The organism is Streptomyces sp. NPDC030296 (assembly GCF_055572815.1).
Genome location: NZ_JBVICQ010000015.1, coordinates 41,391 through 57,594, shown reverse-complemented (window position 1 = coordinate 57,594; position 16,204 = coordinate 41,391). Strand labels below are relative to the sequence as shown.

The following is a 16,204-nucleotide window of genomic DNA, read 5'->3' as shown; positions in this document are numbered from 1 at the left end:
ACAGCCGACCCAGGGGCGCGGGGAACTGCGCGACCAGCCACAACGCTCCCGCACCCGCGCAAAGTTCCCGAACCCCCCACTCCTTGGGTGCTCACGAACCGCTGGGCGCCCGGCAGCCTTGTGCCGGACGCCCGACGTCCCTCGACGCCTCTCAGCCCTCGGACGACGCGGCGGTCTTCTTCGCAGCCGCCGTCTTCGCGGTCGCGGCCTTCTTCGCCGCGGCCGTCTTGGCGGTGGCGGTCTTCTTCGCGGCCGTCTTCTTCGCCGGCGCCGCCTTCTTCGCGGCAGCGGTCTTCGCCGTGGTCGCCTTCTTCGCGGGCGCCTTCTTCGCCGTCTTCTTGGCCGGCCCCTTCGCCCGCTTCTCCGCGAGCAGCTCGAACCCGCGCTCAGGCGTGATCGTCTCCACGCTGTCGCCGGACCGCAGCGTCGCGTTGGTCTCGCCGTCGGTGACGTACGGCCCGAAGCGGCCGTCCTTCACCACGACCGGCTTGCCGCTGACGGGGTCCGCGCCCAGCTCCTTCAGCGGCGGCTTGGCGGCGGTCCGCCCCCGCTGCTTGGGCTGGGAGTAGATCTCCAGCGCCTCTTCCAGCGTGATCGTGAACAGCTGGTCCTCGGACTGGAGGGAGCGCGAGTCCGTGCCCTTCTTCAGGTACGGCCCGTACCGCCCGTTCTGCGCGGTGATCTCCTGGCCCTCCGCGTCCGCGCCGACGACGCGCGGCAGGGACATCAGCTTCAGGGCGTCGTCGAGCGTGACGGTGTCCAGGGACATCGTCTTGAACAGGGAGGCCGTCCGCGGCTTGACCGCGTTCTTGCCCGTCTTCGGGGTGCCCTCGGGGAGGATCTCCGTGACGTAGGGCCCGTAGCGGCCGTCCTTGGCGACGATCTGGTGGCCGGTCGCCGGGTCGGTGCCCAGCTCGAAGTCGCCGCTGGGCTTCGCCAGCAGTTCCTCCGCCAGCTCGACGTTCAGCTCGTCGGGCGCCAGGTCCTCGGGGATGTCGGCGCGCTGGTGCCCCTCGCTGTCCTTCTCGCCGCGCTCGATGTAAGGGCCGTAGCGTCCGACGCGCAGCACGATGCCGTTGCCGACGGGGAACGAGGAGACCTCACGCGCGTCGATGGCGCCCAGGTCGGTGACCAGTTCCTTCAGTCCGCCGAGGTGGTCGCCGTCGCCGTTGCCGGCCTCGGCGGCCGCGCCGATGTCACCGGTGCTCTCGCCGAAGTAGAACCGCTTCAGCCACGGCACGGACTGGGCCTCGCCGCGGGCGATGCGGTCGAGGTCGTCCTCCATCTTGGCGGTGAAGTCGTAGTCGACGAGCCGCCCGAAGTGCTTCTCCAGGAGGTTGACCACGGCGAACGACAGGAAGGACGGCACGAGGGCCGTGCCCTTCTTGAAGACGTAGCCGCGGTCGAGGATCGTGCCGATGATCGACGCGTACGTCGACGGGCGGCCGATCTCGCGCTCCTCGAGCTCCTTGACCAGGCTGGCCTCGGTGTAGCGGGCGGGCGGCTTGGTGGCGTGCCCGTCGACCGTGATCTCCTCGGCGGCCAGCGCGTCGCCCTCGGAGACCTGCGGCAGTCGGCGCTCGCGGTCGTCCAGCTCGGCGTTCGGGTCGTCGGCGCCCTCGACGTAGGCCTTGAGGAAGCCGTGGAAGGTGATCGTCTTGCCGGAGGCGCTGAACTCGGCGTCCCGGCCGTCGGAGGCGGTGCCGCCGATCTTGACGGTGACGGAGTTGCCGGTCGCGTCCTTCATCTGGGAGGCGACGGTCCGCTTCCAGATCAGCTCGTACAGCTTGAACTGGTCGCCGGTCAGCCCGGTCTCGGCGGGCGTGCGGAAACGATCACCCGAGGGTCGGATCGCCTCGTGCGCCTCCTGCGCGTTCTTGACCTTCCCGGCGTACGTCCGGGGCTGCGCCGGCAGGTAGTCGGCGCCGTACAGCTGGGTGACCTGGGCGCGGGCGGCGGCCACGGCCGTGTCGCTGAGCGTCGTGGAGTCCGTACGCATATAGGTGATGAAGCCGTTCTCGTACAGCTTCTGTGCCACCTGCATGGTCGCCTTGGCCCCGAAGCCGAGCTTGCGCGAGGCCTCCTGCTGGAGCGTCGTCGTACGGAACGGGGCGTACGGCGAGCGGCGGTACGGCTTGGACTCGACGGAGCGGACCGCGAAGCGGGTGTTCTCCAGGGCGGCGGCCAGCGCGCGGGCGTTCGCCTCGTCGAGGTGCAGGACGTTCGCGCCCTTGAGCTGCCCCAGCGAGTCGAAGTCGCGGCCCTGGGCGACCCGGCGGCCGTCGACGGACTGCAGGCGGGCGACCAGGGACGACGGGTCGGACGGGTCGCCGGCGCGGCCGGTGGAGAAGGTGCCGGTCAGGTCCCAGTACTCGGCCGAGCGGAACGCGATCCGCTCCCGCTCCCGCTCCACGACGAGCCGTGTCGCCACGGACTGGACACGGCCCGCGGACAGCCGGGGCATGACCTTCTTCCACAGGACCGGCGACACCTCGTAGCCGTAGAGGCGGTCGAGGATGCGGCGGGTCTCCTGGGCGTCGACGAGCTTCTGGTTGAGCTGGCGCGGGTTGGCGACGGCGGCCTGGATCGCGGCCTTGGTGATCTCGTGGAAGACCATCCGCTTGACCGGGACCTTGGGCTTGAGGACCTCCTGGAGGTGCCAGGCGATGGCCTCGCCCTCGCGGTCCTCATCGGTGGCGAGGTAGAGCTCGTCGGAGTCCTTCAGCAGGTCCTTGAGCTTCTTGACCTGCGCCTTCTTGTCCGCGTTGACCACGTAGATGGGCGCGAAGTCGTGCTCGACGTCCACGCCGAGGCGACGGACCTCGCCGGTGTACTTCTCGGGCACCTCCGCGGCGCCGTTGGGAAGGTCGCGGATGTGCCCGACGCTCGCCTCGACGATGTAGCCGGGGCCGAGATAGCCCTTGATCGTCTTCGCCTTGGCAGGCGACTCGACGATGACGAGTCGGCGGCCGCCCTTCGCGGTCTCGCTGGTCGGGGACAACTTCGCTCTTCTCTCCGGTCGACGCTGGGATCTCCCCGGGGTCGCCTTGTGTCCGGGGTCGGGCACCCCCGGAGACCGGTGCCTCGCAGGAGGCGCGGCCATGGGCCCGGGGATCGGGTCATGCTGACGCTGCGGAGTGTGACGGTACATCCCGCCCCCGTGTCAAACGGGAAAAGCCCGCAACGGCCACTCGAACGGTAACCCGACTACCGCCATTCCTGCCGCCCGGCGTGTTCACCGGCCCTTTCGGACCGATGCGGAGGGTCACACCGTGGTCACCCGGCCCGCTCCCCGCTCCGGCGCCCGGAGCACCCTCAGATCTGCGCGAAGCACCACGCTCCGAGCAGGAGGGCGGCGACCGCGGCGGCGCTCGCGAGCGTTGCCGACATCACAGGGCGCACGCCGTGCGCGACCGGCAGTCCCTGCCGCAGCCGGACGGTGGTCCACAGCAGCAGCCCGCCCCCGAACAGGGCGAACACCACTCCCGCGAAGATCGCCGATTCGCTTTCCATGTCCCGCTCTCCCACCCCTCGACACCCAGCGAGGGGAGGCTGGCACGCACGGGAAGCGGACATGCGAACCCGAGGTGAACGCGAGGCGTCCGGGTCCTCAGACCGAGCCGGGCGTGGGTATCTTCCCGGTCGTCCTGGAGATGTCGGCGTTGCGCACCGTGCACACCACTTTGTTGAAGCCCTTCTTCCACTCGTCCTCGTCGGAGACCCAGCCCGACACGATCAGCTCGGAGCCGGGCGCCCAAGTCGTCTCGAACCTGTTGGTGCAGAGCTTTCCCCCCTCGTCGAGGGCGCCCTGGAAGGTCATGCTGTCCGGCGCCTGCACCGATCCGACGACCTGGTCGGTGTGCGCTTGGGCACAGTCGGTCAGCGGCGCGTCATATCCCTTGTCGTCCCTGGTGGTGTAGTCCCAGCAGTCGCCGACGGCCATCTGCGTGGGCCACAGGTTCATGCCCGTGTCGCGGAGCCGGCCCACTTCCCCGCCGATCGGGACGTGCTTGCCGAGTACGAGACATGCCGTACCGCCCTTGGCGGCGGTGAAGCCCTCCTTCGTGGGCACGAGCGCGTAGACCCCGGCGTCGGGGAGGGCCTCGGCCATCGAGTCGGCCTGGTTGGCGCAGCGCTGCGGGCCGTTGTCCCGGGCGTCGTCGTGGTCGGAGGCCGTCTCGATGGCCACGACCTGGCCGTCCGGCCAGTCCTCGTCGCAGTCCACCACGCCGAGGTCGGGCAGCGACTTGAACGCCGCCCCCGTCCAGACCGCCTTGACGCAGTCCCCTACCTGCAGCGGCTGGGTGAGGGCCGCCTTCTTGCCGTAGGGGTACTTGGCGATCACGTCTTGGTCCGGGCCGTCCGAGCGGTCCTTCAGCACCTTGACCACGGCCCAGGTACCGCCGCCCGCCACCAGAAGCATCGCCACGACGAGCGCGACGAGCGCGGCCGGGGGCATCTTGCGCCGGGGGGTGCCGGGCTGCGGGGCGACGGCGGTGACCGTCGGGTACCCCGCGTGGCTCGGCGGGGTGGGGCCGCCGCCGTAGGGCGTGGACCGGTTGGCCGCGTACGGGGGCGCCTGATGACCCATAGGCCCGCCGTACGACGGGGCCTGACTGCCCGCCGCGCCTCCGTAGGGCGTGGCCGGGTTGCCCGGGTAGCCGCCCTGGGCGGGGCCCTGACTGCCCGCCACATTGCCGTGGGGCGTGGGCCGGTCGCCCGCGTACGGGTTGTGACCGTCGTACGGGCCGCGGGGCCGCGCCTGCTGCCAGGGGTCGTACGGCGCTGGCCCGGCCGGGGTGTTCGGGCCGGCGCCCGGGGTGTTCGGGCCGCCCGCCGGGGTGTGCGGCGTGTTCGGTGTCGGCGGGGCGCCGGGCGTGTGCGGCGCGGCACCGGGGGTGTGGGGTGCGTACGGGGCGGCGCCCGGCGTGTGGGGGGCGTACGGCGTGTGGGGCGCGCCGGGTGTGTTCGGGGTGTTGCCGCCTTGGGCGGCGGCCACGTGGCCGGGCGGGGCACCGACCGCGTAGCCGTGCGGTGCCCCGGCGGTCGCGTGTCCGCCGGGGCCGCCCGGTCCACCGGCCGCGGCGGGAGCGGGACCGAAGGCTGCCGGGGCCGACGACGGGGTGGCTCCCCAGCCGGCCGGCGACGACGGGCCGCCCGCGGGCGCGACCCGCTCCAGACCGCGGGCCACGGCCTCCGGCGACAGCCGCCGTACCGGGTCCTTGATGAGCAACCCGTGCAGCACGGGCGCCAGTTCACCGGCGCGGGCGGGCGGTGCGGGCTCCTCGCCCAGCAGGGCGGTGAGGGTCGCGTACTCGCCGTGCCGGTCGAAGGGGCCGCGGCCCTCGACCGCCGCGTACAGCGTGGCGCCGAGGGAGAACATGTCGGCGGCGGGTGTCGGCGGCTCGCCGCGCGCCCGCTCGGGTGCCAGATAGCCGGGCGTGCCGAGGATGCCGGCGGTGGCGGTGAGCCGGGGCTCGCGGGACTCCGGCTGGAGCGCGATGCCGTAGTCGGTGAGCAGCACGCGCGCGTAGGGGTCGCCGGAGGCGTCGGCGGCCAGCAGGATGTTGGCCGGTTTCACATCGCGGTGGAGGATGCCGATCCGGTGCCCCGCGGTGAGCGCGTCGAGGACGGCGAGCCCGATCCGGGCGACCTGCTCGGGTGCGAGGGGCCCCCGCTGCCGTACGACGGCCTGGAGGTCGACGGCGTCCGGCACGTACTCCATGACGATCCACGGCAGGCCCTCGTGCAGCACCACGTCGTGGACCGTCGCCACATGGGGGTGGCCGCGCAGGCGCGCGGCGTGCCGGGCCTCGCTGCGGGCCCGGGCGATGCGCTGCGCGGGCTCGCTCGCGTCCCTCGGGACGTCGGGCAGGGAGATCTCCTTCATGGAGACCTCGCAGGCCAACTCCTCGTCGTACGCGAGCCAGACCCGGCCCATGCCGCCCGCGCCCAGCGTGCGCAGCAGGCGATAGCGGCCGTTGATGATCCTTCCCTGGCCCTGCTCCGGCGTATCCCCCGCCATCGCGATCCCCCGATCCCCCAGAGACAGCGCGTGCCTCCCCCGAGGACACGTCGAATCCGTCTCTTGAAAATAGCTTCGCACGCACCACTGACAGGAGACCTTTTACGGATCAATCCAGCCAGACCGGACACATACGACTCAGGGGTACGGAGGCGCCTCATCCGTTACTCGAACAGGGCACCCGAACATGTCCTCGGCAGACCGCGGGGGTGCCTCAGGGGGGCGGCTCGGCGGAGGCGCCGCCTCAGGGGGCCGGTTCGAGGAAGCCCTGCTCGACGAGGAGTCGGATCTGGACCGGCGTCCGGTCGCGCAGCGCCACCGGGTCCTCGCCCACGAGCTGGGCGATGGCGTCCAGAATCCGCCCCGCGCTGAGCGAGCCGTCGCACACACCGGCGAATCCGGCGCCGACCGTGTCCACCTTCGTGGCCCGGCGCATCCCGCGGTTCTGCCGCAGCACCACATGCTCGGGGTCCTCGGCGCCGGGCAGTCCGACCTGCTCCTGGACGACCTCGGAGGCGAGCCGGAAGTGCGCGCCGAGGAGCGCGGCGTCGTCGGCGGCCCGCAGGTAGTCGACACGCGCGAAGTGGGCCCGCACCGTCTCGCCGAGCGGCTGTTCGACCGGATGCGGCCATTCCTCGACGGTGATCGAGGGCTCGTCGTCGGCCGCGGCCGACTTGCGCAGCGTGATCCAGCCGAACCCGACACCCTTGACCTTGCGCGCCTCGAACTCGTCCAGCCACGCGTCGTACCGGGCCTGGTACTCGGCCGCGTCACCGCGGTGGTCGCCCGCGTCCCGCAGCCAGAGCTCCGCGTACTGCGTGACGTCCTGGACCTCCCGCTGCACGATCCACGCGTCGCAGCCGCGCGGCACCCACGACCTGAGCCGCTCCTGCCACTCCTCCCCCGCCACGTGCTGCCAGTTGGCGAGGAACTGCGCGAACCCGCCCTCGTTGAGCCGCTCCCCGGCCCGCTGCACCAGGGTGCGGCAGAGGTCGTCGCCGCCCATGCCGCCGTCGCGGTAGGTGAGCCGGGCGCCGGGCGAGATCACGAACGGCGGGTTGGACACGATGAGGTCGTACGTCTCGTCGTCCGCGAGCGGCTCGAAGAGCGAGCCCTGGCGCAGATCGGCCGCCGGTGCGCCGGAGAGTGCCAGCGTGAGCGCCGTGATGTGGAGCGCGCGCGGGTTCAGGTCGGTCGCCGTCACGCGGGTGGCGTGCTGGGCGGCGTGCAGCGCCTGGATGCCGGAACCGGTCCCGAGGTCGAGCGCGGAGCCGACCGGCGTCCGCACGGTGATCCCGGCGAGGGTCGTGGACGCGCCGCCGACGCCCAGCACCACACTCTCGTCCTTGCTGCCGATGCCCCCGGCCCCGCCGACCGCACATCCCAGGTCGGACACGATGAACCAGTCCTCGCCACCGGGCCCGCCGTACGGTCGTACGTCGACGGTGGCGGCGATCTCGTCGGAGGAACCGCCGACGGGAACCAGCCATCCGCTCTCGACACACGCGTCGACGGGCAGCGCCTCCTCCACGCGCGCGCGTGACACCGGCTGCTGCAGCAGGAACAGCCGGACGAGCGCCTCCAGCGCCGACTCGCCGCGCGTGGCCCGCAACGCGGGGACGACTTCGCTCCGGGCGAGGGCCGCGTACGCGGAGGCACCGAGCAGTTCGAGCAGCCCGTCGGCGGTGAAGTCGGCGCCGATCAGGGCCGCGCGCAACCGAGCGGCGACATCGGAACGGTCAACGGACGGCAAGGAGGGCAGCTTGGAGTCACTCACAGATGCCAGCGTAGCCGCGCCGGGCCGCCCCGCCCTCGGCCGCGCGGACCACGGCCGGGCGCGCGCCGCCATCAGTCGCGCGGACGGCCGACCGGGCGCGCCGGGCATCAGCCGTGCGGGCCGCGGCCGGTCGTACCGCCCGGGCGTCCGTGTCCCCGTGCCGGGGTCGCCGCCCGGGCGTCGGTGGCGTCAGCTCTGGGTGGCCCCCGCCGACACCGAGACGGACGAGGTCGCGGACTTGCAGCTCGGCTGCTCGGCCATCGCCTGGCCCACCTCGCCCTTCTCCAGCTCCTTCAGGGCGTTGCTGCCGGTCTTGCTGAGCTTCTCCAGCTCCGTGGCGACGCCCTCCAGCCCGTCGGCGAACTTCGCCTGGTCCTTCGTGTTCAGCGCGTCGGACTTCTTCTTCAGCTCGGCGTACGCGGTGGACAGCTGGTTCAGCTCCGCGACCGCGGCCTTCTGCTTCTTCTCACCCTCGTCGACGTTCGGTGCGCCGGCCTGCTGGATGGCCGTCGCCATGGCCTTGTAGGCGTCGGAGATGTCCTGGAAGCCCTGCGAGTCGGCCTTCTGGACGTCGGCCGGCGCGCTGTCGTCGGAGGTCTCCTTCTGGATCGAGGCGTTGGCCGCCGCGATCTTCTTGATCTGCGGCTGTACGTCGTCGCAGACCTGCTTGGCCCAGGAGTTCAGCTTGTCGTTCGTCTCGTCGCCGCTGCTGCACCCGGACAGCGCCAGTACCAGTACCGCACCGCCGGACAGTGCGGCCGCGAGCTTCTTGTTCACCGGATTGGTCCCTTCCGTGGCTCTCGGCCCCGGAACATACACGGATGACGGGAGCCACCTGTGTGCCGAGCCTCCTCTATCTATCACTGTGTAACCATTTGCACCAAGAGAGAGAAGGCTCACGGGCCTGCGCCGCACACGGCGGAGCGGGCGGCCGGCACGTCAACACGCGCCGTCCGCCCGCCCTTTGAGCTGGGGTCTCGCCCCACCCTTCGTATGGCCGTCTACGAAACCACCGCGGGGTCCGCCGACTTGGTCAGCCGCTCGGAGTTGCCTTCGTCACCCACGGCGATCCCGCGCCGCTTGGAGACGTACACCGCCCCGACGATCACGGCGATCGAGAGGACGGCGATGGTGACGCGCAGCCCGACGCTCTTGTCGTCGCCGTAGCTGAACTGGACGACGGCGGGAGCGATGAGCAGCGCGACCAGGTTCATCACCTTCAGCAGCGGGTTGATCGCCGGGCCCGCGGTGTCCTTGAAGGGGTCGCCGACGGTGTCGCCGATCACGGTCGCGGCGTGGGCCTCGCTGCCCTTGCCGCCGTGGTGGCCGTCCTCGACGAGCTTCTTGGCGTTGTCCCACGCGCCACCGGAGTTGGCGAGGAACACCGCCATCAGCGTCCCGGTGCCGATCGCGCCCGCGAGATACGCGCCCAGCGCGCCGACCCCGAGTGTGAAACCGATCGCGATGGGCGCCATGACGGCGAGCAGCCCGGGCGTGGCGAGTTCCCTGAGGGCGTCCTTGGTGCAGATGTCGACGACCCTGCCGTACTCCGGCTTCTCGCTGTAGTCCATGATCCCGGGCTTCTCCCGGAACTGCCGCCGGACCTCGTAGACCACCGCGCCCGCGGACCGCGAGACCGCGTTGATCGCCAGCCCCGAGAAGAGGAAGACGACCGCGGCGCCCGCGATCAGCCCGACGAGGTTGTTGGGCTGCGAGATGTCCATCATCAGGTTCATGGGCGCGTCGGCGCCGGAGACCTTCTCGCCCACGTCGTTCGCCGCGGTGACGATCGCGTCCCGGTACGAGCCGAACAGCGCCGCCGCCGCGAGCACGGCCGTGGCGATGGCGATGCCCTTGGTGATGGCCTTGGTGGTGTTGCCGACGGCGTCCAGGTCCGTGAGCACCTGGGCGCCCGCGCCCTCGACGTCGCCGGACATCTCGGCGATGCCCTGCGCGTTGTCGGAGACGGGTCCGAAGGTGTCCATGGCGACGATGACGCCGACCGTGGTGAGCAGACCGGTGCCGGCGAGGGCCACCGCGAACAGCGCGAGCATGATCGACGTGCCGCCGAGCAGGAACGCCCCGTACACGCCGAGGCCGATCAGCAGGGCGGTGTAGACGGCCGATTCCAGACCGACGGAGATACCGGCGAGGACGACGGTGGCCGGGCCGGTGAGCGAGGTCTTGCCGATATCCCGCACGGGACGCCGGGTGGTCTCGGTGAAGTAGCCGGTCAGCTGCTGGATCAGCGCGGCCAGCACGATGCCGATGGCCACCGCGACGAGCGCGAGGATCCGCGGGTCGCCGCCCTTGTCGAGGATCGACTGGTCACCCACACCGTCCAGGCCGGCGTACGTCGACGGCAGATAGGCGTAGACGGCGAGCGCGACCAGGGCCAGCGAGATCACCGCGGAGATGAAGAAGCCGCGGTTGATCGCGGACATACCGCTGCGGTCGGTCCGGCGTGGCGCCACCGCGAAGATGCCGACCATCGCGGTGAGGACGCCGATCGCGGGGACGATCAGCGGGAAGGCGAGTCCGGAGTCACCGAAGGCCGCCTTACCGAGGATCAGCGCGGCGACGAGCGTCACCGCGTACGACTCGAAGAGGTCGGCCGCCATGCCCGCGCAGTCGCCGACGTTGTCGCCCACGTTGTCGGCGATGGTCGCGGCATTGCGCGGGTCGTCCTCCGGAATGCCCTGTTCGACCTTGCCGACCAGGTCGGCGCCGACGTCGGCGGCCTTGGTGAAGATGCCGCCGCCGACCCTCATGAACATGGCGATGAGGGCGGCACCCAGGCCGAAACCTTCCAGCACCTTGGGCGCGTCGGCCGCGTACACCAGCACCACACAGGAGGCGCCCAGCAGACCGAGCCCCACCGTGAACATGCCGACGACGCCGCCCGTGCGAAATGCGATCTTCATCGCCTTGTGCGAAACCGCGGTGAGATCCTTTTCCGGTTCACCTTCCGCCGGTGTCGCCTCCCGGGCCGCCGCCGCGACGCGCACATTGCTGCGCACGGCGAGCCACATGCCGATATAACCCGTGGCCGCCGAGAACGCCGCGCCGATCAAGAAGAACACCGATCGGCCGGCGCGCTGATTCCAGTCGTCCGCGGGCAGCAGCATGAGCAGGAAGAACACGACGACCGCGAAAACGCCGAGCGTGCGCAACTGCCGGGCCAGATAGGCGTTCGCGCCTTCCTGCACGGCAGCCGCGATCTTCTTCATGCTGTCGGTGCCCTCGCCCGCCGCGAGCACCTGGCGCACCAGGACTCCGGCGACGACGAGCGCGGCCAGCGCCACGACTCCGATCACCATGACGATGATCCGGTTGTCGTCGGTCAGCACTGCGGCTGCGAAGTTCGTGGGGTGGTCAAACCGCTGAGGGGTAGAAAGCCCCGCCATTCGTCCTCCTTGACGCTTGGGCTGAGCTCAAGATGTGGACGGATTCTAGGGAGCGGACCCTGATCAAAACAGTGCACGGGAAACGGAATTAGCCTTCGCATGCCCATCAGCAAATGATCCGCACCCGGCTACATTACTCGAAAGAAGTAACGCCTCAAAGACATTGACGCTTGATCAAATTATCGTGCCATTGATCGTGAATTACTTCACGAATTCCGGTGTCCCGATGAACGTTGATCAGAAGAAAAGGAAAGGGCCCTGCTCAGCAGGGCCCTTCGGGGTAATGCTTGAAGTTGCGAGGAGTCAGGTCAGCACCGCGGTGGGCGGCGTGGTCGGCCAGCTCATACGGATCAGTCCGCCGTTCTCCCCGGCGCTGACCTCCATGTCGTCGACGAGGCCGCTGATGACCGCGAGACCCATGTCGTCCTCCTCGCTGTCCACCTCCGCCTCGCCCGCCGCACCCGACGCCTTGTCACCGGGTACGGTGTGGGGCGCCTCGTCGCCGACCTCGATGGAGAACTGCTTCTCCTCCTCGATCAGCGACACATGGACCGGCGCCGAGACGCCGCTGCTGCGGTGCAGCCCCACGGCACGGGTGCACGCCTCGCCGACGGCCAACCTGACCTCGTCGAGGACGGCCTCGTCCACTCCGGCCCTGCGCGCCACCGCGGCCGCCACCAGTCGGGCGGTACGGACGTGCTCGGGCAGCGCGCTGAAGCGGAGTTCAACGGTGGCCATGCATCCCCCTCGGAACTACGGGCGTGCGGTCGAAGGGCCGGGCCCTCGGGCCCGGTCCCCTCACTTGACTTGTCTGTGGCGCTTCCGGGCACGGGGCCCGGACGGCGTCATCAGTCGGTGGCCGCAACCGCTTCGTCGACCGAGGTGTGAATGGGGAACACCTTGGTCAGACCGGTGATGCGGAAGATCTTCAAAATGCGCTCCTGGTTGCAGACCAGGCGCAGCGAGCCCTCATGGGCCCGTACTCGCTTCAGGCCGCCCACCAGAACGCCGAGCCCGGTGGAGTCGAGGAAGTCGACGCCCTCCATGTCGACGACGAGGTGGAAACTCCCGTCGTTGACCAGCTCGACCAGCTGCTCACGCAGCTTGGGCGCGGTATAAACGTCGATTTCGCCACCGACCTCGACGACCGTACGATCGCCGACGGTACGGGTCGACAGGGACAGGTCCACGGATCCTCCAGCACCTTGCTATCGAGCGTTCGCCCCTCGGGACACCTCGGCTTGAAAGCCCCCGGGACGGTTCGCCAGCCGCGATGGCATTCAATCACTTACCGGCAGGCGTGCACGACGCCTTGGCTCCATTGTCCGTCACGCCGGTGACACACTCGGTGCCGATGGCCAAGAATCACCGTTCCGATCGATCCTCGACGGACACCGCACCCAGCCCCTCGCCGGGCGAGGTCCTGGACCGGCTCGCCTCGGGCCCGAGCCGGGCTTCGCGCATCACTCATACGGAGCATGTGCCCCCACGTGCGGGTCGCCATGCCGTCTGGCCGGACCGGATCCGTGCCGAGGTCATCGCCGCCGTCCAGCGCGCCGGAATCGAACATCCCTGGGCCCACCAGGCACGGGTCGCCGAGCACGCCCTCGACGGCGAGTCGGTGGTCGTCGCCACGGGCACCGCCTCCGGCAAGTCCCTGGCCTACCTCGTGCCGGTGCTGTCGCGGCTGCTGGACGGCTCCGAGGCCCCCAACGGCCGCGCGGCCACCACCCTCTATCTGGCTCCGACCAAGGCACTCGCGGCGGACCAGTGCCGGTCGGTGAAGGAACTTTCACATCCTCTGGGCAATGCCGTACGCCCAGCCGTGTACGACGGCGACACCCCCGTCGAGGAACGCGAGTGGATCCGCCAGTACGCCAATTACGTCCTCACCAACCCCGACATGCTCCATCTGGGCATCCTCCCGTCCCACCCCCGCTGGTCCTCCTTCCTGCGCGCCCTCAAGTACGTCGTGATCGACGAGTGCCACACCTACCGCGGTGTCTTCGGCTCCCACGTCGCCCAGGTACTGCGCCGCCTACGCCGTCTGTGCGCCCGCTACGGCGCCGATCCCGTCTTCCTGCTCGCCTCCGCCACCGCCGCCGAGCCCTCCGTCGCCGCCGGCCGCCTCACCGGCGTCCGGGTGACCGAGGTCGCCGACGACGCCTCACCCCGCGGTGAACTGGTGTTCGCCCTCTGGGAGCCCCCGCTCACCGAGTTCCAGGGCGAGAAGGGTGCCCCAGTGCGGCGTACCGCGACCTCCGAGACGGCCGACCTGCTGACCGACCTCACCGTCCAGGGCATCCGCTCGGTCGCCTTCGTACGCTCCCGGCGTGGCGCGGAGCTGATCTCCGTGATCGCCCAGGAACGCCTCGCCGAGGTCGACCGCTCCCTGGCCCGGCGCGTGGCCGCCTACCGCGGGGGCTACCTTCCCGAGGAGCGCCGCGCCCTGGAACGCGCCCTCCACTCCGGCGAGCTCCTCGGCCTCGCCGCCACCACCGCCCTCGAACTCGGCGTCGACATCTCCGGCCTTGACGCCGTCCTCATCGCCGGCTACCCGGGCACCCGCGCCTCCCTGTGGCAGCAGGCGGGCCGCGCCGGACGCTCCGGCCAGGGCGCCCTCGCCGTCCTCGTGGCCCGCGACGACCCGCTGGACACGTTCCTGGTCCACCATCCCGAGGCACTGTTCGACCAACCGGTGGAGTCGACCGTCCTCGACCCCGACAACCCCTACGTCCTCGCCCCCCACCTGTGCGCGGCCGCCGCCGAGCTGCCACTGACCGAGGAGGACTTCGCGCTGTTCGGCCCCGCCTGCGAGGAACTCCTGCCGCAGCTGGAGGCCGCCCAGCTGCTGCGCCGCCGCACCAAGGCCTGGCACTGGACCCGCCGGGAACGGGCCGCCGACCTCGCCGACATCCGGGGGCAGGGCGGCCGCCCTGTCCAGGTCGTCGAGGCCGCCACCGGCCGCCTCCTCGGCACGGTCGACGCGGGCGCCGCCCACACCACCGTCCACGAGGGCGCGGTCCATCTGCACCAGGGCCGTACGTACCTGGTGCGCGAACTGGACCTCGACGACTCCGTCGCCCTCGTCGAACAGGCCGAGCCGCCCTACTCGACGGTCGCCCGTGACACGACCTCCATCTCCGTCCTGGAGACGGACACCGAGATCCCCTGGGGCGACGGCCGGCTCTGCTACGGCTCCGTCGAGGTCACCAACCAGGTCGTCTCCTTCCTGCGCCGCCGGCTCATCACCGGCGAGGTCCTCGGCGAGTCCAAACTCGATCTCCCTCCTCGTACGCTGCGCACCCGTGCCGTCTGGTGGACCGTCACCGAGGACCAGCTCGACGCGGCCCGCATCAATCCCGAGATCCTCGGCGGTTCCCTGCACGCCGCCGAGCACGCGTCGATCGGCATGCTGCCCCTCTTCGCCACCTGCGACCGCTGGGACATCGGCGGCGTCTCCGTGCCGCTCCACCCCGACACCCTGCTGCCGACGGTCTTCGTCTACGACGGCCACCCGGGCGGCGCGGGCTTCGCCGAGCGCGCCTTCCACACGGCCGCGTCCTGGCTCGACGCCACCCGCCAGGCCATCGCCGCGTGCGAATGCGACGCCGGGTGCCCGTCCTGCATCCAGTCCCCCAAGTGCGGCAACGGCAACGACCCCTTGCACAAGCGGGGAGCGGTACGCCTCCTCACGGAACTGCTGCGGGGAGCTCCGGGGGAGGGAGGGCGACGTGACGTAGGGGGCGGGGTGACGTAGGGGCCCGGGGCCTAGGAGGGGCTGGGCGACGTACAGGGGCTAGGTGGCGCCGGGAGACGGGGCCGCCGTGGTCCGCGCTTCCCCGCGCCCCTCGACGGCGCCCCTGTGGGCCCCCTAGCCAGGAGCCGACATCGGCGGCCCCGCTCTCGCCCTGGCCTCGGCGGTCAGCAGGCCGGTGCCCGACGCCGCCGTGACGTCCGCGATCTCCCCCTCCACCTCGCAGCTCACGATTCGGCTCCCCTGCGCCCGTGCCACCCTGTCGGCCGTCGCGCAGGCGCCCTCACCGCCCTTCATCCAGTGGTCGGCGGCGGCCAGGGCCGCGAGATCGGCCGCACCGGCCGCACTGTGCCGGAGCACCACCGCCTGCCCCATCGCGAGCACGGCTCCGAAGACGGCGCACAGCACGACCAGCACACCGACGACCCAAACGGTCGCGGACCCCCTGTCGGAGCCGGCGGTCGAGGACCCGGTCGAGCGGGCGTTCGACGACATGCTCATCCGTTCTCCACCCCCACCGTCTCCTCCGCCAGGGCCACGGCCGTGTGGCTCAGATCAAGGCCCAGGCCGCCGGGGCCCGGCGAGCGGGCCGAGACGACGACGCGGACGTAGTCGCCGTCCCGGCCGACGCTGACCCTCGCCCCGTCGGGCGCCGCGCGCCGGGCCATGGCCGCGACCGCGCCCGGCGGGTCCTGGCGGGCGGCGGCACGGGCCCCGACCCGCGCCGCGTCCACGCACTGGATCTGGGCGCAGGCCGCGAGCAGGGCCCACACGAGGGCCATCGCGAACAGCACCAGCACGGGCAGGGCCGTGGCCGCCTCGGCCGTCACGAACCCCTGGTCGCCGCCCAGGGCCCTGCCGCGCCGCCGTGGCTCACTCCCCGCCACTGAGGGCCCGCCCGACGATCTCCTGCAGCTCCGCCTGGACCTGTCCGCTGGTCACCACCTTGTAGAGCACCGCGGCGAAGGCCACCGCCGCGATGATGCCGACGGCGTACTCGGACGTCACCATTCCGGCGTCCCTGCGTGCCGCTCGCGCCCGAAGCACCAGGGCGCCCATCAGCCGGACCCGCACCGCATCCCGCACTGCCTTGTACATCTCAACCCCCGTGAGGTCTCGTTCCATTGCTCGTTCGGTTCGTCATCGCTCGTTCGGTTCGTCATCGCTCGTTCGCAGGCCGCTGGCCATCGATCGCCGGACATCGGCCACGGGCCGCCAGTCATCGGTCATCAGTCGCC

At 71.2% G+C, this 16,204-nt stretch carries 12 protein-coding genes; 1 reads left to right on the top strand and 11 read right to left on the bottom strand.

Annotated elements, in window-relative coordinates; genetic code table 11:
* Positions 1-151: 151 nt before the first annotated feature.
* The 8 genes from topA to bldG form a co-directional block, all read right to left on the bottom strand.
* A complete protein-coding gene (gene topA, locus ACZ4Z3_RS34355; protein WP_468504721.1) occupies positions 152-3,001 on the bottom strand; it encodes a type I DNA topoisomerase in 2,850 nt (949 codons plus the stop codon).
* A 314-nt stretch (positions 3,002-3,315) separates the two neighbouring features.
* Positions 3,316-3,513 (bottom strand): hypothetical protein, encoded by a 198-nt coding sequence (locus ACZ4Z3_RS34350; RefSeq protein ID WP_468504720.1) that lies wholly within the window; start codon positions 3,511-3,513, stop codon positions 3,316-3,318.
* A gap of 97 nt (positions 3,514-3,610) precedes the next feature.
* On the bottom strand, positions 3,611-6,025 hold the full coding sequence (locus ACZ4Z3_RS34345) for a serine/threonine-protein kinase (RefSeq protein ID WP_468504719.1): 2,415 nt from the start codon (positions 6,023-6,025) through the stop codon (positions 3,611-3,613).
* Positions 6,026-6,269: 244 nt separating this feature from the next.
* Positions 6,270-7,802, bottom strand: coding sequence for a DUF7059 domain-containing protein (locus tag ACZ4Z3_RS34340; protein WP_468504718.1), 1,533 nt, complete (start codon positions 7,800-7,802; stop codon positions 6,270-6,272).
* Between the two features lie 189 nt (positions 7,803-7,991).
* On the bottom strand, positions 7,992-8,579 hold the full coding sequence (locus ACZ4Z3_RS34335; RefSeq protein WP_468504717.1) for a small secreted protein: 588 nt from the start codon (positions 8,577-8,579) through the stop codon (positions 7,992-7,994).
* A 224-nt stretch (positions 8,580-8,803) separates the two neighbouring features.
* Positions 8,804-11,209 (bottom strand): sodium-translocating pyrophosphatase, encoded by a 2,406-nt coding sequence (locus ACZ4Z3_RS34330; protein ID WP_468504716.1) that lies wholly within the window; start codon positions 11,207-11,209, stop codon positions 8,804-8,806.
* Between the two features lie 303 nt (positions 11,210-11,512).
* The gene (locus tag ACZ4Z3_RS34325) at positions 11,513-11,947 is read right to left on the bottom strand and encodes an ATP-binding protein (protein ID WP_055714571.1); all 435 of its coding nucleotides are present in this window, start codon (positions 11,945-11,947) and stop codon (positions 11,513-11,515) included.
* Positions 11,948-12,057: 110 nt separating this feature from the next.
* Positions 12,058-12,399 carry an anti-sigma factor antagonist BldG gene (gene bldG, locus ACZ4Z3_RS34320; protein ID WP_005475923.1) on the bottom strand — a complete coding sequence of 114 codons (342 nt, stop codon included), beginning with the start codon at positions 12,397-12,399 and terminating at the stop codon, positions 12,058-12,060.
* Positions 12,400-12,482: 83 nt separating this feature from the next.
* Between bldG and ACZ4Z3_RS34315 the strand changes: the two genes are divergently transcribed.
* Positions 12,483-14,969: a DEAD/DEAH box helicase gene (locus ACZ4Z3_RS34315; protein WP_468504715.1), complete on the top strand. Its 2,487-nt coding sequence runs from the start codon at positions 12,483-12,485 to the stop codon at positions 14,967-14,969.
* 114 nt (positions 14,970-15,083) lie between these two features.
* Here ACZ4Z3_RS34315 and ACZ4Z3_RS34310 read toward each other — a convergent pair whose 3' ends face one another.
* Genes ACZ4Z3_RS34310 through ACZ4Z3_RS34300 form a run of 3 tightly spaced genes read right to left on the bottom strand, consistent with a single transcriptional unit; the run spans position 15,084 to position 16,064 of the window.
* On the bottom strand, positions 15,084-15,467 hold the full coding sequence (locus ACZ4Z3_RS34310; RefSeq protein ID WP_468504714.1) for an Rv3654c family TadE-like protein: 384 nt from the start codon (positions 15,465-15,467) through the stop codon (positions 15,084-15,086).
* Entirely contained in the window at positions 15,464-15,853 is a 390-nt protein-coding gene (locus ACZ4Z3_RS34305; RefSeq protein WP_468504713.1) for a TadE family type IV pilus minor pilin, read from the bottom strand. The genes ACZ4Z3_RS34310 and ACZ4Z3_RS34305 overlap by 4 nt, the downstream gene beginning before the upstream one ends.
* Positions 15,840-16,064: a DUF4244 domain-containing protein gene (locus tag ACZ4Z3_RS34300; protein ID WP_468504712.1), complete on the bottom strand. Its 225-nt coding sequence runs from the start codon at positions 16,062-16,064 to the stop codon at positions 15,840-15,842. Before ACZ4Z3_RS34300 ends, ACZ4Z3_RS34305 begins: the two co-directional genes overlap by 14 nt.
* Positions 16,065-16,204: the final 140 nt, after the last annotated feature.

Coding starts and splice junctions, on each gene's coding strand:
- ACZ4Z3_RS34350 (WP_468504720.1), bottom strand. CDS start 3,513: ATGGAAAGCGAATCGGCGATCTTCGCGGGAGTGGTGTTCGCCCTGTTC.
- ACZ4Z3_RS34345 (WP_468504719.1), bottom strand. CDS start 6,025: ATGGCGGGGGATACGCCGGAGCAGGGCCAGGGAAGGATCATCAACGGC.
- ACZ4Z3_RS34330 (WP_468504716.1), bottom strand. CDS start 11,209: ATGGCGGGGCTTTCTACCCCTCAGCGGTTTGACCACCCCACGAACTTC.
- ACZ4Z3_RS34325 (WP_055714571.1), bottom strand. CDS start 11,947: ATGGCCACCGTTGAACTCCGCTTCAGCGCGCTGCCCGAGCACGTCCGT.
- ACZ4Z3_RS34315 (WP_468504715.1), top strand. CDS start 12,483: ATGGCATTCAATCACTTACCGGCAGGCGTGCACGACGCCTTGGCTCCA.
- ACZ4Z3_RS34310 (WP_468504714.1), bottom strand. CDS start 15,467: ATGAGCATGTCGTCGAACGCCCGCTCGACCGGGTCCTCGACCGCCGGC.
- ACZ4Z3_RS34300 (WP_468504712.1), bottom strand. CDS start 16,064: ATGTACAAGGCAGTGCGGGATGCGGTGCGGGTCCGGCTGATGGGCGCC.